General features: G+C 70.0%; 16 protein-coding genes. 6 read left to right on the forward strand and 10 right to left on the reverse strand.

Translation table 11 applies throughout. The features are described from left to right. The first annotated feature begins 226 nt into the window (after window positions 1-226). The 3 genes from KBI44_12805 (at window position 227) to KBI44_12815 (ending at window position 4,662) form a co-directional block, all read left to right on the forward strand. On the forward strand, window positions 227-1,852 hold the full coding sequence (locus tag KBI44_12805) for an FG-GAP repeat protein (GenBank protein ID MBP9145358.1): 1,626 nt from the start codon (window positions 227-229) through the stop codon (window positions 1,850-1,852). 208 nt (window positions 1,853-2,060) lie between these two features. Further along, complete coding sequence (locus KBI44_12810; GenBank protein MBP9145359.1) at window positions 2,061-2,381, forward strand: hypothetical protein; 321 nt, start codon at window positions 2,061-2,063, stop codon at window positions 2,379-2,381. Between the two features lie 160 nt (window positions 2,382-2,541). Beyond that, window positions 2,542-4,662, forward strand: a complete 2,121-nt coding sequence (locus KBI44_12815) for a VCBS repeat-containing protein (protein MBP9145360.1) — start codon at window positions 2,542-2,544, stop codon at window positions 4,660-4,662. 9 nt (window positions 4,663-4,671) lie between these two features. Here KBI44_12815 and KBI44_12820 read toward each other — a convergent pair whose 3' ends face one another. The 10 genes from KBI44_12820 to KBI44_12865 form a co-directional block, all read right to left on the reverse strand. Further along, window positions 4,672-5,331 carry a response regulator transcription factor gene (locus KBI44_12820; GenBank protein ID MBP9145361.1) on the reverse strand — a complete coding sequence of 220 codons (660 nt, stop codon included), beginning with the start codon at window positions 5,329-5,331 and terminating at the stop codon, window positions 4,672-4,674. A gap of 20 nt (window positions 5,332-5,351) precedes the next feature. Then, window positions 5,352-6,605, reverse strand: a complete 1,254-nt coding sequence (locus KBI44_12825; GenBank protein MBP9145362.1) for a GAF domain-containing sensor histidine kinase — start codon at window positions 6,603-6,605, stop codon at window positions 5,352-5,354. Between the two features lie 90 nt (window positions 6,606-6,695). Then, window positions 6,696-8,933 carry a hypothetical protein gene (locus KBI44_12830; protein ID MBP9145363.1) on the reverse strand — a complete coding sequence of 746 codons (2,238 nt, stop codon included), beginning with the start codon at window positions 8,931-8,933 and terminating at the stop codon, window positions 6,696-6,698. 43 nt (window positions 8,934-8,976) lie between these two features. Beyond that, a complete protein-coding gene (locus KBI44_12835) occupies window positions 8,977-10,560 on the reverse strand; it encodes an Rne/Rng family ribonuclease (GenBank protein MBP9145364.1) in 1,584 nt (527 codons plus the stop codon). A gap of 249 nt (window positions 10,561-10,809) precedes the next feature. Then, window positions 10,810-11,952, reverse strand: coding sequence for a rod shape-determining protein RodA (gene rodA, locus KBI44_12840; protein MBP9145365.1), 1,143 nt, complete (start codon window positions 11,950-11,952; stop codon window positions 10,810-10,812). Further along, window positions 11,906-13,693 (reverse strand): penicillin-binding protein 2, encoded by a 1,788-nt coding sequence (gene mrdA, locus KBI44_12845; protein ID MBP9145366.1) that lies wholly within the window; start codon window positions 13,691-13,693, stop codon window positions 11,906-11,908. Before mrdA ends, rodA begins: the two co-directional genes overlap by 47 nt. 60 nt (window positions 13,694-13,753) lie before the next feature. Then, window positions 13,754-14,272: a rod shape-determining protein MreD gene (mreD, locus tag KBI44_12850; protein MBP9145367.1), complete on the reverse strand. Its 519-nt coding sequence runs from the start codon at window positions 14,270-14,272 to the stop codon at window positions 13,754-13,756. Next, window positions 14,259-15,119, reverse strand: coding sequence for a rod shape-determining protein MreC (gene mreC / locus KBI44_12855; GenBank protein MBP9145368.1), 861 nt, complete (start codon window positions 15,117-15,119; stop codon window positions 14,259-14,261). Before mreC ends, mreD begins: the two co-directional genes overlap by 14 nt. Before the next feature lie 100 nt (window positions 15,120-15,219). Further along, window positions 15,220-16,230: a rod shape-determining protein gene (locus tag KBI44_12860; GenBank protein ID MBP9145369.1), complete on the reverse strand. Its 1,011-nt coding sequence runs from the start codon at window positions 16,228-16,230 to the stop codon at window positions 15,220-15,222. Between the two features lie 56 nt (window positions 16,231-16,286). Continuing rightward, on the reverse strand, window positions 16,287-17,723 hold the full coding sequence (locus KBI44_12865; protein ID MBP9145370.1) for a hypothetical protein: 1,437 nt from the start codon (window positions 17,721-17,723) through the stop codon (window positions 16,287-16,289). Between the two features lie 227 nt (window positions 17,724-17,950). Here KBI44_12865 and KBI44_12870 point away from each other — a divergent pair, with 227 nt between their 5' ends. The 3 genes from KBI44_12870 to ruvA are packed head-to-tail and all read left to right on the forward strand — an operon-like array spanning window position 17,951 to window position 21,770. Further along, window positions 17,951-19,903, forward strand: a complete 1,953-nt coding sequence (locus tag KBI44_12870; GenBank protein MBP9145371.1) for a SurA N-terminal domain-containing protein — start codon at window positions 17,951-17,953, stop codon at window positions 19,901-19,903. Between the two features lie 57 nt (window positions 19,904-19,960). Continuing rightward, window positions 19,961-21,127 carry a PLP-dependent transferase gene (locus tag KBI44_12875; protein MBP9145372.1) on the forward strand — a complete coding sequence of 389 codons (1,167 nt, stop codon included), beginning with the start codon at window positions 19,961-19,963 and terminating at the stop codon, window positions 21,125-21,127. A 37-nt stretch (window positions 21,128-21,164) separates the two neighbouring features. Next, a complete protein-coding gene (gene ruvA / locus KBI44_12880; protein MBP9145373.1) occupies window positions 21,165-21,770 on the forward strand; it encodes a Holliday junction branch migration protein RuvA in 606 nt (201 codons plus the stop codon). The last annotated feature ends 61 nt before the right edge of the window (window positions 21,771-21,831 follow it).

Genomic DNA, 21,831 nt, shown 5'->3' on the forward strand with positions numbered 1-21,831 from the left:
CGTCCGAGCCCACGGCGAACGCCACGCCGCCCTCGTGCCGTTCCTCCTGGTCTACGCCGGCCTCCTCAACCAGTGCCAGGGCTGGGCCGCCGGCAAGCCCTTCTACGATCGCGCCCAGCGCCTGCGCGCGCTGGTCGCAGCCCCGCGCTAGCCAGCGCGAAGTGACCCGATCGCCGCGCTAGCCAGCGCGGCTTGGGTCGCGTCGCCCCGCGCTGGATTGCGTTCCATGACCGAACTCACCGGAGAGAGTCTCATGCGCCCTGCACTCCGCTTTCGCCTCTCGATCGCCCTGCTCTGCACCTTCCCCGCGCTGTCTGCGTCGGCGCAGGACGGCCCGTGTGCCTTCTTCAACGCCCGGAACTTCTGCGTCACCCAGGATTCGGAGAACATCTCCGACTCTTCGCAGACCGGCGACAACTTCGGCAGCGCCCTCGCGTTCGGGGACTTCGACGCCGATGGTCACCTCGATCTGGCGATCGGAGCCCCCGATGAGGACTACTCCGGCGCGCTCCTCAACAGCGGCGCGGTACACGTCCTGCGCGGCCGGGGCCTCGGCTTCACCACCGTCGCCGACCGCTTCTACGAGCAGTCCGATGTCTCGGGCGGGGGGAACTCCGAGACCGATGACCGCTTCGGCGCCGCTCTCGCGACCGGCGACTTCGACGGCGACGGCTACGACGACCTCGCGATCGGCAGCCCGGACGAAGGCTTCGTCGCCGACGGGCACTGCGGCGAGTTCGGTCTGTGCACCGGCTTCGGCGTTGTTCAGATCGCCTGGGGCGGCGCCACCGGTCTCGGCCTGAGCTTCGACACCTACACCTTCCTCGACCTGGGTCTCGAGATCCTCGACTCGGGCGCCTTCGCGCTGCGCATGGGCACGGCGCTCGCTGCCGGCGACCGGGACGGCAACGGCCTCTTCGAGCTCGCCATCGGTATCCCGAACGCCGACGTCGGACCCGACCATCGGACCGGTGCCGTGGCGATCTTCGAGGGCACGGCCGGCCGCACGTTCGTCGAGGCCGACAGGATCGACCGTCAGTCCACTGCCGGCAACAACGATCACATCGGAACGACGACGGCGTTCGGCCACTTTCAGTTGAACGACGAGCCGCACTTCGTCGGCGGCGGACCCGACAGCGACATCGGCTCCGCCAACGACGCCGGGCTGGTGGCGCAGCAGTCCGATTCCCTGGGCGCCGCGCGCCCGGACCTCGACCAGGTCGACGTCGGGGGCGCCAACCAGGACAACGACTTCTTTGGCGCGGCGCTCGCGGTCGGCGACTTCGACAACGACGGCGCCGACGACCTGGCGATCGGTGCGCCCGGCAACGATCACAACGGCGAGAACGACGCCGGCACGGTGTTCATCGCCTATGGCGCCAACGCGGGGCTGCCCGCGGGCGGGCATCAGTTCCTCGCCCAGAGCGACATCTCGACCGCCGACGAGCCGAACGCGGAGTTCGGCCGCGCGCTGGCCGCCGGCGACATCGACGGCGACGGCTTCGACGACCTGCTGGTCGGCGCACCCGGCCGCGGTGACGACGATCGCGGCGTCGTCTACATCTTTCACGGTTCGAGCACCGGCCTGGTGGTCTCCGGCTCCGTGGTCTTCTCGGCGCCGACGATCGGTGGCGAGGCGCAGACGAACTCCAACTTCGGCAGCGTCCTCGCCGCCGGCGACATCGACGGCGACGGCACCGCCGAGGTCGCGATCGGCGTGCCGAAACAGAACGTCGGCATCGCCCTGGGCGCCGGCCAGGTCTTCGTCACCCGCCGCCTCGACCCACGCTGGCTCTTCGGCGACGGCTTCGACGGCCAAGGGACCGGCTTCTGGTCCGCCTCAACGCCCTGAGACCGCGCGGCGCTGTGCGGCGGCGCCGCAGAGGTGCCAGGCGCTTCTCTGCGGCGGACTGCCGCGGAGGTGTCCGCGCGGAGGTGCCAGCCGCTTCTCAGGCTCCAAGGCACTCCCTCACCAAGGTGAGACCGGGCGCCTGACCAGCGACCCTGTCGCCCCTGCCGCCGCCGCGGCAGACTTCCTTCAACCTCATAGGGAGACGACCATGGCCTGGTTTCACAACCGCACCGCCGCAAATGCGACCGCACCGAGGGCCGAAAGAAAGACCGCCGACCCCGCCCACGCCGAAGCGCTCCTGCAGCGCGCCCAGGAGCTCCGCGCCGCAGGCGACCTCATCGCCGCCCAGACCCTCGCCGAAGAGGCGCTCCACCAGAGTCTGCGCGCCCACGGCGAACGCCACGCCGCCCTCGTTCCGTTCCTCCTCGTCTACGCCGGCCTCCTCAACCAATGCCAGGGCTGGGCCGCCGGCAAGCCGTTCTACGACCGCGCCCAGCGCCTGCGCGGCCTCGCCTCGGCGCCACGCTGACGCCCGCCGGGCCTCGCCCCCCGGGAGCTCCTGACGCCGCGGCGCGAACCGCTTGTGCGCCGCGCACTGCTGGCGGACAATGCTGAGGTTGGCTCTCTGAACGTCGCCCTCGGGAAAGGACCGCCAGCTGAAAACGCCGCGCCGTCACCCGCAGGGCCCCGTGCGCCGGCTCGTGCTCGCGGGCTTCCTGCTTCTTGCCTTTCCGCACGCAGTCGCTCCGCTCGCCGCACAGGTCCTGACCGACTTTCATTTGCAGTGGGTCTGGTCGCAGGGCGGAGAGCTCCTGGGTCGTGCGGGCTTCGAAGTCGTCGACCTCGCAGGGGACGGGCGGTCCGAGCTGCTCACGACCGCAGTCACCAGCTCCACCGGCTACTGGTACACGCTCGATCGGGAAGGCGCCGATCTCGTTCAGACGCACAGTTCTCTCCCCTCCCAGGTTCGACCCGTTCAGGTCAACGTCGCCAGCGAGAATGGCCGGCCTCGCATCCTCATCACCGGGCCCGCCTCCATTCAGGTGCTCGACGGCCCGACGCGGGACGAGCTCGCCAGTTTTCCGAGCCTCGGCTCCCTCAACCGGGCCGCCGCTGCAGCCGATATCGATCTCGACGGCAGATTGGATCTCGCGGTCTGCGACGACTCCACCCTCTACGTCTACGACCTTCTCACCGGCAACGCACGCGTTCGGAACGGCTTCGGTTGCAAGGAGGTCGCCCTCGGGCAGACGGACTCCGATCCGCAGCTCGAGATCATCCTCGCCGGCAGCCCAGCCGGAGGCTATGTCCTCGACGGAATTTCCTTGAGCGTCGATTGGGGTGACGTACGCGGTTTCGGTGACCATGTCGCCGTCGCCGACTTCGACGCCGACGGCCAGGACGAAGTGGCGGCGCTTGCCGAGTCGGGAACCGTTGTGCGCGTCCAGGACCCCGCGACGGGCGGCCTGCTGTGGGAGGTCGCGACATCGCCGGCCGGTGCGCTCGCCGCCGCCAACATGGACGGCGAGCCGGGGGCGGAGCTGGTCTGGGCCATCCAGAATGGCTACGGCTCTCTCTTCGTCGTCGACGGCGCGACTCCGACGCAGCTCGGAGTCATCCCCAACCCCGCCTTCAGCGTCGAAGCGGTCACGCTGGGAGATCTCGATGACGATGGCGTCGTCGACGTGATCTGGAGCTCCGGGCGAGACAGTCCTGAGGGACAGCACGTCTACCTTCAGACGGGCGACCAGCTGGAGCCCGCAGCGAAAACTGCCGACCTCCGAGGTGGCGTTCCGGGGATGGCGGTGGGTGACTTTCGCGGCGACGGTACACCGGAGGTGGCCGCCACGTCCGCAAAAAGCAAGCCGGAAGACGGCGGCATTGCGTTCGTCCTGGCCCTGGAGAGCGGACGGGTTCAGCGCACCAGGTCCGGGCAGGCGGCCCTCGGCCCGGAAGCATCGGGCCTGGCCGCGGCGCAGCTCGACGAGGATGCAGCGCTGGAGATCTGCCAGTTCGGCGGTGTCGAAGTCGTTTGCTTCGACGGTCGCACCTTTGGCGGGCAGTGGGCTGCCCTGCATTTCGACGGCATCACGGCGGTGGGTGTGGGCACTTCCGAGGGCGAGACCCAGGCCGATCTTTTCCTGGCGACTTTCGGACCTGCCGTCGTTGCCGTGTCCGGCAGTGACGGGTCGCCGCGGTGGAGCTCGCCGATCTTCGACGTGAGTGGATTCATCATCAACCAGATTGACCTCGCCGACGTCAGCGGAGACGCCCGGCCCGAGATCGTCGCCGGCTCCATGAACACGGGTGTCGCCGGCCTCGCCACCCTGAATGCCGACACCGGGCAGGTCCTGGCGGGGCCCTGGCATCTGCCGTTGGTTTCGACCTTCGTCGTCCCGGGCTCCGGTCCGCCTGCACTGCTCCTGGCTGGACTGGCGAACGGCGACGTTGTTCCCGCCGACCCGATCTCGGGGCTGCTCGGACCGCCTGTCGCCGCCTTTCCGGCCGCAGCGCACGCCATGGGGATCGCCGACTTCGATCGTGATGGCGTTGCCGACCTCGTGGCAACCATCGGCAACCACGTTCAGGTACTGGACGGCCAGACCGGGCTACCGGTCTGGGTGAGTCCCTATCTGCGACTCTCGGAGTTTTTCTCGGTGCCGCGTCTGCCGCTCCTCGCCGGGGACCTCGACAGGGATACCGTGCCTGAGATCCTCGTCGCCACGCTCGACGGAATCGTGCACTTTGAAGCCCCTTTGCTCCTCATCTTCGCCAACGGCTTCGAGTCGGGCGATACGTCGAACTGGTAGCGGCTCCGCTCACCCCTTCGGCGGCGTGCGCTTGAGGCTCACGGCGAGGAGGGCGGCTTGGGTGCGGTCCTGGACGCCGAGTTTGTCGAGGAGGATCGAGACGTAGCCTTTGACGGTGCCTTCGGTGAGGCCCAGGCGGTTGGCGATCTGGCGGTTGCTCTTGCCTTCGGCGACGAGGTCGAGGACGGAGCGCTCGCGGGGGGTGAGGTCGTCGAGCGGGCTCTTCTCGGGGCGCTTCATCAGGATGCGCTGGGCTTCGGGGTGGAGGGTCGGGCGGTCGCGGGCGGCGTCGCGTACGGCGCGAACGAGCTCGATGCGCGAGACGTCCTTCATCAGGTAGCCCATCGCCCCCGCCCCGACCGCTTCGCGGATCGCCGCTTCGTCGGCGAGGCTGGTGAGCATCAGGACCCGCGGCGGTGCGGGAAGGGCCAGGAGGCGCCGGGTCGCCTCGATGCCGCCCATGCCGGGCATCATGACGTCCATCAACACCACGTCCGGGTGGCGCTCGGCGGCCATGCGCACGGCCGACTCGCCGTCCTCGGCTTCGCCCACGACTTCGAGGTCCTCCTCCTGCTCGAGGAGTGTGCGCAGACCTTCGCGCACGATCTCGTGGTCGTCGACCAGCATCAGGCGGAGCGGCGGGGCGGGGGTGTCGGAGGGGGTGGACATGAGAGATCTCCGGAGCGGCGTCAACGGGGGAGCCGGGCCTCGACGGTGGTGCCGAGCCCGGGCGCACTCTCGACGAACAGCTGACCGAACAGTGCGCGGATCCTGTCACGCATCGACTCGAGACCCATGCCGCCGTCGGTGCGCGCCCGCGCCGCCCCGGAGCGCACGGCGGTGCGGGCGTCGAAGCCGCGCCCGTTGTCCTGGACCGTGAGCACGACCTCGCCCTCGAGCACCGCCAGGCGAAGGGCGACCTCCCGGGCGGCGGCATGTTTGACGACGTTGGCGAGCGCCTCCTGCGCCACGCGCAGCAGGATCTCCTCGCGCTCGCGCGACTGGCGCTCGTAGCTGGAGGCCTCGAGGCGGGTCGCGAGGCCCTGCGCGGCGACCGTTGCCAGCTCCGTGCGCAGCGCCTCGACCAGGCCGTGGCGCTGCAGCATGACCATCGCCGGCGTCGGCAGCTCGCGGCTGGTGAAGTCGGCGCCGCTGCCTCCGGGGGCGAGCTCGCGCAGCAGGCCGCGCATCTCGCCCAGGGCCCGGCGGTTGAGCTCGATCAGGCGCTCGAGCTTCGGGGCCGCCTCTTCCGGGCCCTTGCGCAGCAGCCCGGGAAGCGATTCCGCGAGCAGCGTCGAGCTGAACAGGAGTTGCGTGACCGAGTCGTGGAGATCGCGCGCCAGGCGCTGGCGCTCCTCGAGGATCGCGAGGCGGCGCTCCTGGGCGAAGAGACGGGTGTTTTCGAGCGCCACCGCGAGCGCATCGGCCACGAGCTCCAGCAGCTGCACGTCGACCGCGGTGAACGGCCCCTCGCCCTCGACGTTGACCACCCCGAGCGGCCGGCCGGCGTGCAGGATCGGAACGGCGAGCTCGGCGCGCACGGCGAGCCCTGAGGGCGGCTGCACGTAGCGCGGATCGGCGGCGACGTCGTTGACGACCTGGGTCCGCCGTTCGCGCACCGCGGAGCCCATGACGCCGCGCGCGATCGGGATTCGATCCTCGTGACGAATGCGCTCCTTGTAGCTGCCGCCGCGGATGCGCACCACCAGGGTTTCGGGGTCGTTCTCGTCGAGGAGCGGCAGGTCGACGTTCGGGTAGCCCAGGAGCTCGTGGATCGCGTCGGCGGTCTTCTGCAGCATCTCGAACTTCTTGAGATCGGAGGCGATGATCCGCCCGACCCGCATGAGGAGCAGGAGCTTTTCTCCGGCGCGGGCGTCGGCTGAGGGGTCGGGCGAGGAGTTCACGGGCGCTCGACCCCGGACGGTACCGCGAAGGAGCTTCACCGGTCCATCGTCCCCCAACTGGCGCAGCCCCCACCCCTCACTTTGGTCAGGAGCCGGGGCCTACCATGGTCGGGGGCCCGCCCAATGCGATCAGCCGGCCGGAAAGGCGAAGTAGCGCGGGGCGGGAAGCAACCGCTGAGGAGACGACGCGAGCGCCAGCTCCTGACCATCGCGATCGACGATGCGCTGCGGCGCCTCCGGCGGCGTCCAGTCGAGCGCGCCGGCCGTCGACCAGGCGACGACGATCTCCTCGGCCGGGCGCGAGCCGGCGGCGGCGCGGGAGAAGCGGTAGGCGCGCCCTCCCGGCGGCAGGGCCGCCGCCTCGAGCGGGCCATGACAGGTCGTTCCGGCGAGCTCGCGGATGAGCGTCGCGAGAGCCGCGAACGACGGGCGTTCCCGCAGCGTCCCGTCGGCCTGCGGATCGCACAGGCCGTAGCCTTTGGCGACCAGTTGCCACCAGTCGATCCGTTCGACCCGGTCGCCGCCGCCGGCCAGAAGGAAGAAGCGCACCAGAAAATCGGCCTGCGCCTCCTCGTCGACCGCCACGCTCTTGCCGGCGGGGGAGTGCGGACCCTCGCGCAACGGCCAGTTGACCTCCGAGATCCACTGCCGCGGCGCGGCCACCCGCCGCGCCGTGCCGGCGATCGCCGCCAGCAGCCGTACCTTGCCCTCGGTGTCGAAGCCGAGCTGCCGGTTCTCCGGCGCCCCGCGGCGATCGACGTAGAGCAGGCTCGCCAGGCCATCGAAGCGCAGGTCCGGAAGGTCCCGAGGAGCGCGCAGGTTGACCACGGCCGCCGTCACATGGGCCTCGAAGTCGATCACCGCCGGTCCGAAAAGCTCGACCTCCGCCCCCACCTCTGCGGCGGTACCACGCAGGATCGCGGCGGCGCGCGCCGCGAGGCCCAGGTACTCGTCGTAGTTCCAGATCCCCCACTTGCTGCGATTGATCGCCTGGCCGATCTGAAAGCACCTGCCGAGCGGCACGAAGCGGCGGGCGATCTCCGTGATCGCCGCCTCCCAGCGCGCCGGATCGCGCACCAGCTCACGATTCTGCGGCAACGTGAAGGCGAGCTCGACGCCGCGGTCGGCGAGGGCGCGGGCAAGCTCCCACTCCGCGTCGTGATTCGCCTGCCAGGGATGCAGGCGGATCATGGCGCGCCGCGCGCCCAGGCGATCGAAGGCCGCGAGCAGCGCCTGCGGATCCTCCGGCCAGGGGCGCAGTGCGACGCCAGGCTCCGGCCAGGCGAAAGCAGCGAGGGCACCGGCGTCTTGCGCGACGAGCGCGCGATACCGGCGGCGGATGCGCGGCACCGCCCCGGCGAGAGCGACCCCCGCCCGCAGGTGCTTCGGGAGATCGGCGAGCCGGATGCGCGCCCGGGCCCATCGCCCGGCGTGCTGATGCGGCTGGTCGGAGAGCCGGTCCCAGACCGCCCGGTCGCGGACCGGGGCGTCCGCGGGAGGCGGCGGGATGTGGGCGTGCACGCCGCGCGGCACGAGCCACGACTTGACCCTGGCCAGAGCCCCGCGCAGGCCGGACTTCGCGCGGTTCTTGCCGAGGAAGCTCCGGCGCGCGAGCTCGTAGCTCCGCCGGGCGGTTGCCGGTACGGCCTCGGGCTCGAAGTAGGCGGCCAGCAGAAGGTCCCTGTCGCCCTGCCGTTCGAGCGGCAGGCGGCAGAGATCGCGCATGCGGTCGCGCAGCGCGACGTGGCGCTGCCGGCGGCAACGGTTGAGATCGAGCACGGCGACATCGGCGATCTCGTTCGCGGTCTCCCCTTCGAGGAGCAGGAGATTGCCGATCGAGAAGTCGCGGTGGAAGAACCCGGCGTCGTGCATCCTCCGGGCGTAGCGTGCCACCGCGGCGATCGCCGCCTCGGCCGCCATCCGGGGAAAGCTCTCGCGATCGATGCCGGCGTTTCTGGCCCGCAGCAGGTAGCGCAACTCGAGGCGCCCCTCGAGGCAGGCGGTGACGAAGATCGCCGTCGGGTCGCCGCCCTCGGCCTCGGCGAAGAGGAGCGGCGCCGGGGTCGAGAGCCCCGCGGCGGCGAACGCCTCCGCCATGCGGAAGCTCTTCGCCGCCTTCGACTGTCCACGTGCGCGCAGGAGGCGGGCCCGGAGGCTCCTCTCCCGGAACTGTTTCACCGCCACCGCCGTTTCGCCCGCCGCCGTCGCGAGCAGGGCGCGGTAGATGTAGTTGCGCCCCCAGTGCAGCGTCGCGGTGGCCGAGGCCGGGTCGAGCAGGCGGCGGGCGACGGCGGGCAGATCTTCCCCGGCGAGGCGCGGCGATGCCTCGCCGCGGAACCCCGTCCAGGCGAAACGGATCGAAGTCACACTTCGAGGATATCGAAGCTCGCGGGGGCGCAGTGAGGAGCCGTCACACTTCGAGGATGTCGAAACTCGAATGATGGAGCTTGGCGTCGCCCTGGACGATGATGCTCACCGCGAGCTCGCGCTCGAGCTCTTCGAGGATGCCGCGCTCCTCGCGCTGCAGCATGCGCGCGACCTCCGGATGGACGCGCACGAGGAGCTCCTTCGAGGCGAGCGTCCCGCGCATCGCGAGCGCCGAGCGCCGCAGGGAGAGGCAGATCGTGGCGACCGACTTGATCCGGCCGCTGCCCTCGCAATAGGGGCAGGTCTGGGTCAGCAGCCGCTCGAGGTTGGAACGGCTGCGCTTGCGCGTGATCTGGACCAGCCCAAACTCCGAGATCGAGAGCACCTTGTGCTTGCCCCGGTCCTTGCGCAGCTCGAGCTCCAGCGCGTGGGAGACCTGCTCGCGGTGGGCAGGATCGGTCATGTCGATGAGGTCGAGCACGATGATCCCGCCCAGGTCGCGCAGGCGGATCTGCCGCACGACCTCCTCGACCGCCTCGAGGTTCGCGGCGAGCGCCGTCTCCTCGAGATTGTGCTGGCCGACGAAGCGCCCCGTGTTGACGTCGATCGCCACCAGCGCTTCGGTCGGGTTGATCACCAGATAGCCCCCCGACTTCAGCCAGACTTTCGGCTTCAGGGCGGCTTCGATCTCCTTCTCGATGCCGAACCGTTCGAAGAGGCCGCGCTCTTCCCGGTCGAGCTTGACGCGCGGCACCAGCTGCGGCTGCACCTGGTCGAGGAACTCGACGATGCGCTCGTAGGTCGACTCGCTGTCGACCCAGAGGAGCGAGAACTCCGCCGAGAAGAGATCGCGCACCAGGCGCAGCGCGAGATCGAAGTCCTGATGCATGAGCGCCGGCGCGACGGCGGTCTCGGCCCGGCTGTGGACCGACTCCCAGCGCCCGCGAAGATAGGCGAGGTCGGTGGCGAAGTCGGCGGCGCTCCGGCCCTCGCCGGCGGTGCGCACGATGACTCCGCCCGCACCTGCGTTGCCGACCGCACCGTGGGGAATCGACTCGAGCAGCCCGCGGAGGCGGAGCCGCTCCTCTTCGTCCTCGATCTTCCTCGACACGCCGACGTGCGACACCGTCGGCAGGAAGACCACGAAGCGCCCGGGCAGCGTCACCTGGGTGGTGACCCGCGCCCCCTTGTTCGGCAAGGGATCCTTGGTGACCTGCACGAGCAGCTCCTGGCCCACCTTGAGAAGCGAATCGATCGTCGGCAGGGGGCCGCTGTCGACCCGGACCGTTTCGCCGGCGAGGGTATCGTCGTCGTGACCGTGCGGCTCGAGCTCGACCTCGTCTTCACCGGAAAGAGCTCCGGCGACGGAGGGAACGGTCGCGGCGGCGTCGGTTTCACTGGGCAGGTAGACGTCGGCGACATAGAGGAACGCGTCGCGGTCGAGCCCGATGTCGACGAAGGCCGCCTGCATGCCCGGCAGGACGCGCGACACACGCCCCTTGTAGATGTTGCCGACGACGCCGCGATGGTACCGGCGTTCGAGGTAGATCTCGGTCAACAGATCCTCTTCGAGAACCGCCACGCGGGTCTCGTGCGGATCACTCTCGACCAGCATCTTGTGGGCCACAGGGACCTCCGTCCCCCGATCTTACCCGCAGAGGCCCGCAAAAGCCCTGTTTTCAAGCCTTCTGCGCGGGTTTCGACCTCGCCGCCGCCAGTCGGCGGCCCGCGATCGGCGCCCTACCGGTTGGCGAAGCGCCGGGAGTCGACTCCCCCAAGACTGCCGGCGTGCTCCGCAGACGAGCCGGCTAGCGATTGGCAAAGCGCCGGTAGTCGACGCCCCCAAGACTGCCGGCGTGCTCGGCAGACGAGCCGGCTAGCGATTGGCAAAGCGCCGGTAGTCGACTCCCAATATCAGCCCCAGGCCGATGAAGTTGAGCAGGGTGAAGGAGCCGCCATAGGACAGGAAGGGCAGCGGGATGCCGGTCACCGGCACGAGGCCGATGACCATCGCCGAGTTGTAGAGCACGTGGAAGGCGAAGGTGCTCCCCAGGCCGACGACGAGGAGGATGCCGGCGCGGTCCTGGGCCCGCATGGCGACCGCCGCGACGTTGGCGAGATAGACCGCGTAGAGCAGCAGCACCACCCCGACACCGAAGAAGCCCCACTCCTCGGCGAGCACCGAGAGGATGAAGTCGGTGTGGCGCGCCGGCAGGAAGCGCAGCTGGCTCTGCGTGCCCTGGCCGTAGCCGCGGCCGGTGAGCTCCCCCGAGCCGACGGCGATCTTCGACTGCCGCACCTGGTAGCCGGCACCCAGCGGGTCGGTGTCGGGCGCCAGGAACGTCAGCACGCGCTGCTGCTGGTACGGCTTCATTCCCAGGCTCCAGATCAGCAGACCCGCCACCAGACAGGCCCCGAACGTCGCGAGGATGACCCGCAGGCGCACACCGGAGACGAGCAGCATCCCGGCGGCCATCGGCACGAACATCGCGGCGCCGCCCAGGTCGGGCTCGAAGACGATGAGCAGCATCGGCATCGCCACCAGCGCCACGGCGGTGAAAATCTGCCGCAGCGGCAGCTGCCGCGTCGACGGCGCCGCGAGGTAGCGCGCGAGATAGAGCGCGGTGATCAGCTTCGCGAACTCGGAGGGCTGCACGCCGATCGAACCGAGCCGGAACCAACCCTGCGCGCCTCCGGCCTCGTAGCCCAGAACCAGTACGAGGGCCAGGGCGACGAGGGAGAGGACGTAGAGCGGCAGCGAGAAGCCGAGGAGCGTGTGGTAGTTGAAGCTGAAGGCGACGACCATCGCGACGAGGCCGACACCGACCCAGACGAGCTGGCGCGAAAAGAAGTCCGTGCCGAGCTCCGCCGAGGCGCTCTGAACCGTCGCGAGACCGATCACCGTCAGCGCCAGGGCGGCAGCCAGGAGTCCCCAGCGGATGGTCGCCAGGTGCTCGAGACGCGGCCGCGCCTCAGGAAGCGGGAGCGGTGCGGAGATCGGGCCGGAAGAGCTTTTCATAGAGGACTTTCGCGACGGGGGCGGCGGCCCGCGAGCCCTGACCGCCGTGCTCGAGGAAGACGACGATCACCACCGTCGGGTTGACGAAGGGAGCGAAGGAGGCGAACCAGGCATGGTTGCGCTCGGCATAGGGCCGGAGACTCGAGTCTTCGAAGGCGGTGTGCGCCACCACCTGGACGGTGCCGGTCTTGCCGGCGATCTCGACCCCGGCGACCCGCGCGGAGCCGCCCGTGCCGCCGTCGTTGACGACCTTCCACATGCCGCGCCGGATCGGGTCGAAGATCCCGGGCGCGAGGTCGATCCGCCGCGGCGGATGGGTCACGTCGCCCTTCACCAGATGCGGCGTCACGATCTGGCCGCCGTTGGCGAATGCCGCCGCCATCACCGCCATCTGCAGCGGTGTCGCGAGCAGCGCCCCCTGGCCAATCGCCACCGAGATCGTCTCCCCCGGATACCAGGGGTGGCGGCGCTGGCGCTGGCTCCACTCGCCGTCGGGCACGAGCCCGCGCTTCTCGCCGTCGAGGTCGACGCCGGTGGGGGCGCCGAAGTCGAAGAGTCGCGCGTAGCGGGCGATGCGCTCGATGCCCAACTTCTGGCCGAGCTCGTAGAAGTAGATGTCGCAGGAGTTCTTGAGCGCCGCTTCGAGATTCATGAAGCCGTGCCCGCCCGCCTTCCAGCAGTGGAAGGGGCGCTTGTAGAAGGTCTTCGCGCCGCTGCAGAAGACGCCGCTCTCGGTGGAGATGACCCCCTCGCTCAAGCCGGCCGCCGCCATCACCATCTTGAACACCGAGCCCGGCGGATAGGTGCTCGCGAGGGCGCGGTTCTGGAGCGGCAGCAGCGGATCCTGGATGAGCTGCTGCCACTCGGCGACCTCGAGCCGCCGCGTGAAGAGATTCGGGTCGTAGCCGGGAGAGGAGACCAGGGCGAGGATCTCGCCGTTCCTCGGATCGAGCGCCACGACCGCGCCGGCCTTGCCCTCGAGCTGCCGCTCGGCCTCCTGCTGGAGCTCGGCGTCGAGGGTCAGGGTCAGCGCGCCGCCCGGGCGTCCGACCTCGCGTCCCAGCTCCTCGACCGACTGCCCGTGGCTGTCGACCACCACGACGCGCTCGCCGTCCTCGCCGCGCAGCTTCGCGTCGTACTCGAGCTCGACGCCGCGCCGCCCCACCCAGTCGCCGTTCTTCAACTCCTTCCCCGGATCGGCGAGCTCCTCGGGACGGGCCTCGCCCAGGTAGCCCAGGACGTGCGCCGCCTGGACGCCGAGGCGGTAGAGGCGGCGGTGCGAGACGTCGACCACGAACTCGGGGTGGGCGAGCTGCTCGACCTCGAAGCGCGCCACCTGGTCGAGCGTCAGACCCTCGCCGAGGAGCACCGGCTGGAAGGAGGGCACGGCGCGGTAGCGCTCGAGGAGCGCCTTCAACTCCGGCAACGGGCGCTCGAGGATCGGCGCCGCGAACTCGAGGCTGGCCGCGAAGTCGCGCGCCCGGCTTCTGTCGAGAAGCAGGTTGTAGCTCGGGAGGTTTTCGACCAGGACGCGCCCGTTGCGGTCGTAGATCGAGCCCCGCGGCGCCTTGATCGCCACCTTGCGCAGCCGGTTGTTCTCGGCGAGGTCGCGGTAGTAGCTGCCGCGCACCACCTGCACGAACCAGAACGCCCCGGCGATCATGGCGAGGCAGACCCCGACCACCCCCGAAAGGACCCGTACCCGCGCGACCAGCGCTTCCTTGTGTTCAGCGACCCGCATGGCGAGGGACTTTCTACTCCCGATCCGCTGGATTCACAAGGCGACGACGCGGTCGGTACATCAGCCCGGAAGCTGGATCTTGGTGGCGCGGTTGGCGCGGTGAGACTTCAGGCGGCTGGCGAGGGCGTTGGCGGAGGCGGTCCAGGCGATGCCCAAGAGGGCGGTGGTCGCGACTTTGACCAGCAGCCAGAGCGGATCGGGGAGCTCGGCGTGCTCGCGGAAGACGAGCGCGAGGGCCGCGAGGAGAGCCTGCTGCGCGGCGGCGGCGGCGGCGAAGACGCCGGCTAGCCCGGTGGTTCGCTGCACGACCAGCTGCTGCGCGGCGCGCGCGATGCCGAAACCGACCGCCGTGTTGGCGAAGCCGTAGAGCCCGTAAGGCCCGCCGGAGAGGCCATCGGCGAGAAGACCCGCCGCGAGTCCGGCGAACATGCCGGCGACCGGGCTGCCGTGCCGGGCCTCGAGCGCCACCACCAGCAGGAAGAGGTCGACCGCGAGCGAAAAGTCGGGCAGCAGGCGGGCGCCGGCGAAATGCAGCAGGGCGGCGGCGGCCACCGCCGCAACGAACTTAAGGAACCGCATCGCCACCCTCGGAGAGAACTTCGGCGGAGAGAAGCTCGGCGGGCACCTGTTCGCCTTCGAGCAGGTAGACGAACGAGAGACGCGAGAAGTCGACCGCCGGCTGGATCACGATGCGATGGAAAACCTCGTTCCCCGGCTCGACCGAGGCGACGACACCGACCCGGATGCCGCGCGGATAGACGCCGTCGATACCGGCGGTGAGAACGGCCTCGCCGACTTCCACCTCGGCCTGGCGCGGGATGAAATCGAGCAACAGCTCGCCGGGCGACGATCCCCGCACGACGCCCTGTCGGCGCGAGCGCTGGAGCTGAACGCCGGCAGAGGCGGCGCGGTCGGTGAGCAGCTGGACCTTGGCGTAGGCGCCCGAAACGCGGATCACCCGACCGACGACGCCGTCGTCCGAAAGCACAGGTTGGTTGCGGTGCGCGGCGCCGGCGCCGACGTAGAGCACCAGAGAGCGCAGCCAGGAGCTGTAGTCGGCATGCACGACCTCGGCGATCCGCAGGGTCGCGGCGTGGCGCCGCTGAAAGGCGAGGGTCTTCGAGAGCCCTTCGATCTCCTGCTCCAGGCCCTCCATGCGCAGCTCGCGACGGCGCAGCTCCAGCAGCTCCGCGCGCAGCCGCCGGTTCTCCGCCGCGAGATCGTCCCGGCGGCGCAGCCCTTCGCGGGCCGTCGCGAGGCCTTGCGAGCTCGCGTCGACGGCGCGAGCGAAGGGTCCCAGACTGCGCAGCGCGGCGCCCTCGAGCAGGTTCGAGGCGCCGCCCCGGTCCGGCTCCTGCGCCGCGATGAGGAAGAGCTGGCCGACGAGCAGGACGGCGAGAAGAATGCGGACGCGGCCCGGTCTCACGGTCGCGGCTGGATTCCCGAGGAGGCTACCCGGGGGGGGACCTCTCGATCGGCGCTCTGCCGCGTTGCGATCATCGGACCGGTTCTCTGCACGCTCTCGATCAGCGGATCGAGACCTTCCGCAGCAGATGCATGTCTTCGAGGACGCGACCGGTGCCCAGAACCACGCAGGCCAGCGGGTCCTCCGCCTGGACGACGGGCAGGCCGGTTTCGGCCCGGATGCGCTCGTCGAGCGCCCGCAGCAGCGCGCCGCCGCCCGACAGGACGATTCCCTTGTCCATGATGTCGGCCGAGAGCTCGGGCGGCGTGCGCTCGAGCGCCATCCGCACCGCGTCGACGATCACGTTCACCGTCTCGGCGAGCGCTTCGCGGATCTCCTCGTCGGAGATCACGAGCTCTTTCGGAATGCCCTCGACGAGATCGCGCCCCTTGATGGTGAGCGTCAGCCGCTCCTTGAGCGGGAAGGCCGATCCCAGCTCCCACTTGATGATCTCGGCGGTGCGCTCGCCGATCAGCAGGTTGTACTTGCGCTTGAGGTAATTGATGATCGCCTCGTCCATCTCGTTGCCGGCGACGCGCACCGAGCGCGAGTAGACGATGCCCGAAAGCGAGATCACCGCGATGTCGGTCGTGCCGCCGCCGATGTCGACGATCATGTTGCCCGAGGGCTCGGTGATCGGCAGTCCCGCGCCGATCGCCGCCATCATCGCCTGTTCGACCAGGTAGACCTCCGAGGCGCCGGCCTTCTGCGCCGAGTCCCGCACCGCGCGCTTCTCGACCTGGGTGATCTCTCCCGGCACGCCGATCACGATCCGCGGATGGACGTACATCTTGCGGCCGTGCGCCTTCTTGATGAAGTAGCCCAGCATGCGCTCGGTGACTTCGAAGTCGGCGATCACGCCGTCCTTCATCGGGCGGATCGATTCGATGTTGCCGGGGGTGCGGCCGAGCATCTCCTTGGCCTCGGCGCCGACCGCCTCGATCTGGTTGGTCAGCTTGTTGAGCACGACGATCGACGGCTCGCGCACCACGATCCCGCGATTGCGGGCATAGACGAGGGTGTTGGCGGTGCCGAGGTCGATCGCCAGGTCGTTCGAAAAGTAGCGCAGCATGGAACCAAAGGGCATGGCGTTCTTTCTGGGTCAGTCAGACTAGGAGCGAAATTGCTTCAGAGCGTTTCGACGAAAACACGTTGGCGAACGGTGGACTCGTTGCCGGAGGGATCGGTGGACCGCAGCTCGAGGATACTCCAGCCCTCCTGCCCGACGAGGACCGTCTTGGTGAAGGTTCCGTTGGCGGTCACCGCCACCTGTTCGCCGTTGACCTTCATGACCGCGCCGGCCTCCGTGCGACCGGCGACGATGAAGATGTTGCCATAGGCCTGGACCTGATCGACGACCAGCTCGGGCGGAGTCTTGTCGCCCTTCTCGCCCGGTTGCTCCGCGGCCCGCACGCGGAAGGTGCGCGGCGGGCTCCACGGGCCCTGCAGGCCGTCCCGTCCGACCGCCGCGACACGCCATTCGAAAGTGCCCTCTCCCTTGAGGCCGAGGGTGGCTTCGGTCTTGGTGCGCGCGTTGACGTCGATGATGTTGTCGACGAACAGCCGGTTGCGGGAGACCTGGAGCGCGTAGCGCGCAGCGGCGTCCACCGGTTCCCATGACAGCACCAGTGTCTTCACGGCGGCGAGCGAGAGCTCGACGTTGTCCGGTGGCCGGTCCGCCTGCGGCGCACCGGGGAGACGGCGGGCTTCCGAGAGCAGGTCGCCGGTCTGCACCACCTGCTCGAGCTCGCCGACCGTGCGCTTCAGTCCGGCGTTCGAGGCGACTTCGAGGGCGCCGCGGAACGCCGAGAAGCGCCCGGTCGACGACGCCTTGTCGTAGGAGACCACGACGTCCGACTCGCGCCCGACCAGGGCCTCGGCGCGCGGCGTCGTGACGCGACCGCCGCGCTGCGCCGTGTTGAGATTCACCCAGCCGTACTCCATCGCGATCGTCTGTTCGGCGGGCGCGCCGGCGGAGCCCGGCTGGCGGGTGACGAGAAAGAGCGTGTTCGGGCGCACGTTGTAGAGGGTGCCGTCGAGGAAGACGATCTCCGCCGAGCCGTTGGCAGAAGTCTTGACGTAGTCGCCCGACTGCAGGACGACACGCGAACGAGCCTCCTCCCATTCGCCGCGCTCGCCCCGTCGAACCTCGACGCTGCCCTGCACGGCGATGAACTGCGCTTCGCCGGTCGACTCGCGGGCCGCCGCGGAATCGAGCACGGCCAGGAGGAGCGCCCGGCTGCGGCGTCCTTCACCCAACGCGGTCGCGAACTCTCCGGCCTCGAAGGCCGCCGCGGCGGTGGCGCGGCCGCGCCGCGCCGACTCGAGCTCTTCGACGAACGAACCGGCCGGCTGCTCGATGTCGGCGCGCGCCAGCAGGCCCTCGACCTCGTTCAAGACCGCCGCGGCCTCCTCCTGCAGCGCCTTCTCGGCCCATTGCCGGTACAGGCTGTAGCCGACGAGCGCCAGCGCCGCGAAAGAAGCCACGATCACGGCGCCGCGCACCGTGTCCACCGACACGGTGTACCAGCCCCGGGTGCTTCTGTTCGCTCGGTTGGACGGCACCTGGCGCTCCTCTGTCGCTCCCCCGCGATCGCCCTCGCGACCACACTTCGACGCCGTAGCGAATGGCGAAGGGGCTGATTCTACTTGAAGTTACGGCCCGGGGCGCGGACTTCCGACAGGCCGTGCCGGCCTCCCCCCTGGGGTTCCGGTTGCCGGCTCCTCGCGTCGCTTGGTATCTTTGAGCGTTCTTCCCCGGGCGCTCGCCGTCCGCGCTTCTGGAGTCTTCCATGCTCAAGGTCTTGCGCGACAACCTGAAGTACCTCTCCTGGATCCTCTGGGTCGTGATCCTCATATTCATCGCTTTCGTCTTCGTCGACTTCGGCGGCGGCCTCTCCCAGGGGTCCGGCGCGCGTGCTTCGGCGGCGACCGTGGGGACGGACAAGATCTCCTACGCCGACTTCGAGCGCCAGTACCGGCAGCTCGAAGGGCAGTACCGCCAGGCGTTCGGCGAGAACTTCACACCGGAGATCGCGCAGCAGCTGCGCCTGCCGCTGCAGGCGCTCGACCGGCTGGTCGACCAGCGCCTGCTGCTGAACGAGGCGGCGGATCGCGGCCTCGTCGCCTCGGACAAGGAGGTCCAGGAGGCGATCTTCGAGATTCCCGGCATGAAGGACGCGTCCGGTGCCTTCGTCGGCGAGGAGACTTACAAGCGCTTCGTGCGCTCCAACGGCTACACGGTGCGCGACTTCGAAGAGGCGATGCGGCGCCAGATCGTGCTCACCAAGCTGAACGCGATCTTCTCGTCCAGCCTCGTGGTCACCGACACCGACGTCGAGCGCGCCTACCGCGAGCAGGCCGAGCGCGCCTCGGTGCGTTACCTCGTACTGCCCCCCACCGGATTCCAGTCCGACGCGACGCTCTCCCCGGCCGAGGTGGCGAGCTACTTCGAGCGCCACTCCGAGGAGTTCCGCCTGCCGCCGCAGCGCGTGGTGAACTACCTGCTGGTCGACACGGTGCGTACGCGCGCCAAGATGACCTTCGAGAAGGCCGAGCTCGAGGCCTACTACAACTCGCATCTCGACGACTGGAAGCAGGAAGAGCAGGTTCGCGCCCGCCACATCCTGCTCAAGGTCGACGACTCCCGGACGGCCGACGTGGCCGACGCCGCGCTCGTCACTCTGCGAAAGCGCGTCGAGGCCGGCGAGGACTTCGCGAAGCTCGCCTCCGAGCTCTCCGACGATCCGGGTTCGAAGACCCGCGGCGGCGATCTCGGCTTCTTCGGCCGCGGACGCATGATCAAGGAGTTCGAGGAGGCGGCGTTCGGCGCCGCTCCCGGGAGCCTCGTCGGACCGATCCGCACCAGCTTCGGTTCGCATCTGATCCAGGTGCTCGAGAAGCGCCCCGCCGGCGTGCAGCCGTTCGCCGAGGCCGAGGCGCAGGTGCGCTCGCGGCTCGCCGCCGAGCGCGCCGAGACGCAGGCGGAGGCCAAGGCCGCGGAGCTCGCCGCGAAGATCTCCTCGGAGACCCTCGACACCGAGGCCGAGCTCAAGGCGCTGGCCGACAACGACACCGTGATGTTCCTCACCACGCCGCCGTTCGGAGTCGACGAGGTCGTTCCGGGCATCGGTCGCGGCACGCCGTTCTCCACGGCCGCCTTCGCGCTCGAGGCCGGCAAGACCTCGACAGTGGTCAAGATCGCGCGCGGCTTCGCGATCCTTCAGCTGGTCTCCGAGAGCCCGGCGCGGCTGCCCGCCCTCGCCGAGGTCGAGGCCAAGGTCCGGCCCGCCGCCCTGCGCGCCAAGGCCGGAGAGCTCGCGCTCGCCCGGCTCACCCAGGCGCGCGGCGCCCTCGCTTCGGGCAAGAGCCTGGACGACGTCGCCAAGGAGCTTGCCGTCGAGGTGAAGGAGAGCGGCGAGTTCGGCCGTGACGGCAACATCCAGGGGCTCGGCGACTCGCGCGCACTGGTCTCCGCCGCGCTCGCCGGCAAGGCGGGAGACGTCGGCACGCCGATCCTCACCGAGCAGGGCGCGGTGCTCTACCAGGTCACCGCGCGCAAGGGCTTCGACGCGACCGCCTTCGCCGCCGAGCGTGACCAGACGCGCCAGGCGCTCGAGGGCAACGAGGTCAATCGCCTGCTGGGCTCGATCATCGAGCAGAGGAAGCGCGAGGCGAAGGTGCAGTACGACAAGCCGCTGCTCGAGCAGTTCGGCATGTTGGAGGACGAGCCGAAGGGCAGCTGAGGCGGATCGAAGCGCGTCGTCCCTGAAAGGGCGGAGAGGGGAGGTTAGACTCCCCGCATGCGCTTCGAGACGCTCGCCGTGCACGCCGGAGGAGAGGCCGACCGGGAGACCGGCGCGGTCGCTCCTCCGATCCACCTCTCCACCACCTTCCTCCACGGGCCCGCGTCGGAGGCGCTCCACGGCCGGCTCTACCAGCGCGAGGGAAATCCGACCCAGGACCGCCTCGAAGCGGCTTTAGCCGCGCTCGACGGCGGCGGCCCTTCCAGCCGCGCGCTCGCCTTCGCCTCCGGCATGGCGGCGGCCTCGACGCTCCTTCAGTCGCTGCCAGCGGGGGCGTGCGTCCTGTTCCATCAGGACATCTACTCGGGCGTCCGCCAGCTGGCGCTCGAGTTTCTGCCGCGATGGGGAATGGAGCCGCGGTTCGCCAACCTGGCCGACCCCGACGCCGTCGCTGCCGCTCTCGGAAGGTCGTCCGCGAAGCCCGCGCTGGTCTGGGCCGAGACGCCGACCAACCCCCAGCTCGAGATCCTCGACCTCGCCCGCCTCGCGGCTGCAGCCCATGCCGCGGGCGCGCGGCTCCTGGTCGACGGAACCTTCGCCACGCCGGCTCTGCAGCGCCCGCTTGCGCTCGGCGCCGACCTCGTGCTGCACTCGACGACCAAATATCTGGGCGGCCACAGCGACGTGCTCGGCGGAGCGCTGATCTTCGCCGGTGCGGGAGATGGCGAGCTTCTCGAGCGGGTCGCGAAGGCCCGCCGCCGGCTCGGGGGAACGGCGAGCCCGTTCAACTCGTGGCTCGTCCTGCGCGGACTGAGATCCCTCTCCTGTCGAATGGAACGCCACTCGGCCAACGCTTTGTGGCTCGCAGAGAGGCTCCTCGGCCACCCGGCACTCTTGAAGGTCCACTATCCAGGTCTTCCCACCCACTTTGGGCACGAAGTCGCCTCCCGCCAGATGACCGCCTACGGCGGCATGCTGGCCCTGCGGGTCGCCGGCGGCCGGGCGGCCGCGGTGGCGGTGGCCTCCCGCCTCGAGCTCTTCACCAACGCGACCAGCCTGGGCGGCCCGGAGAGCCTCGTCGAGCACCGCGCCTCGAGCGACGGCCCGGGATCGACGACGCCGGACGATCTCCTGCGCCTGTCGATCGGTCTCGAGCATCCGGACGACCTCCTCGCCGACCTCCTGCAGGCCCTCGCAGGATCGGCGGCCGGGGCGCCCGGTTGATGGCGCCCGGACGCACGGCCCCGGATAGGATCCGCGGATGATCGGCTGGCTCTCCGGAAAGGTCGTGCATGCGGTGCCGGACCGCCTGATCCTCGATGTCGGAGGGGTCGGCTACCAGGTCGCGATCCCGCTTTCGACCTACTACGAGATCCAGAAGGCCGACGCCGGCGCGACGCTCCGGCTGTTCATCCACACCCACGTCCGCGAGGACGCCCTCGCCCTCTACGGCTTCTGGAGCGAGCGCGAACGCGAGCTCTTCGAGCGCCTGATCGCGGTCTCCGGCATCGGCCCGCGCCTCGCGCAGGTGGTGCTTTCGGGGATGGCGCCCGACGAGCTCATCGCCGCGCTCGCGGCGGGCGATGTGGCGAAACTGGTGCGCATCCCGGGGGTCGGCAAGAAGACCGCCGAGCGCATGGTCGTGGAGCTCCGCGACAAGCTCCAGGCGCTGGCCGCCGAGCTCCCCGCGGCGCGCGCCGCGGCGGCAACGGGTGGCAGCGACAACGACCTGGTCGCCGCCCTGGTCAACCTCGGCTACAAGCCGTCGCTCGCCGAAGGCGCCGTCGGGGCGGCGCGGAAGGACGCCCCCGAAGCCGCCTTCCACGAGCTCCTGCGCCTGGCGCTCCGCCGACTGTCGCGGGTGTAGCCGCGTCTGCGGGGTCGCGGCCCGGCGAGCGTGCAACTCCGGCAGCGATCTCGCCGTAGGT

Source organism: Thermoanaerobaculia bacterium (genome assembly GCA_018057705.1).
Classification (GTDB): Bacteria; Acidobacteriota; Thermoanaerobaculia; order Multivoradales; family JAGPDF01; genus JAGPDF01.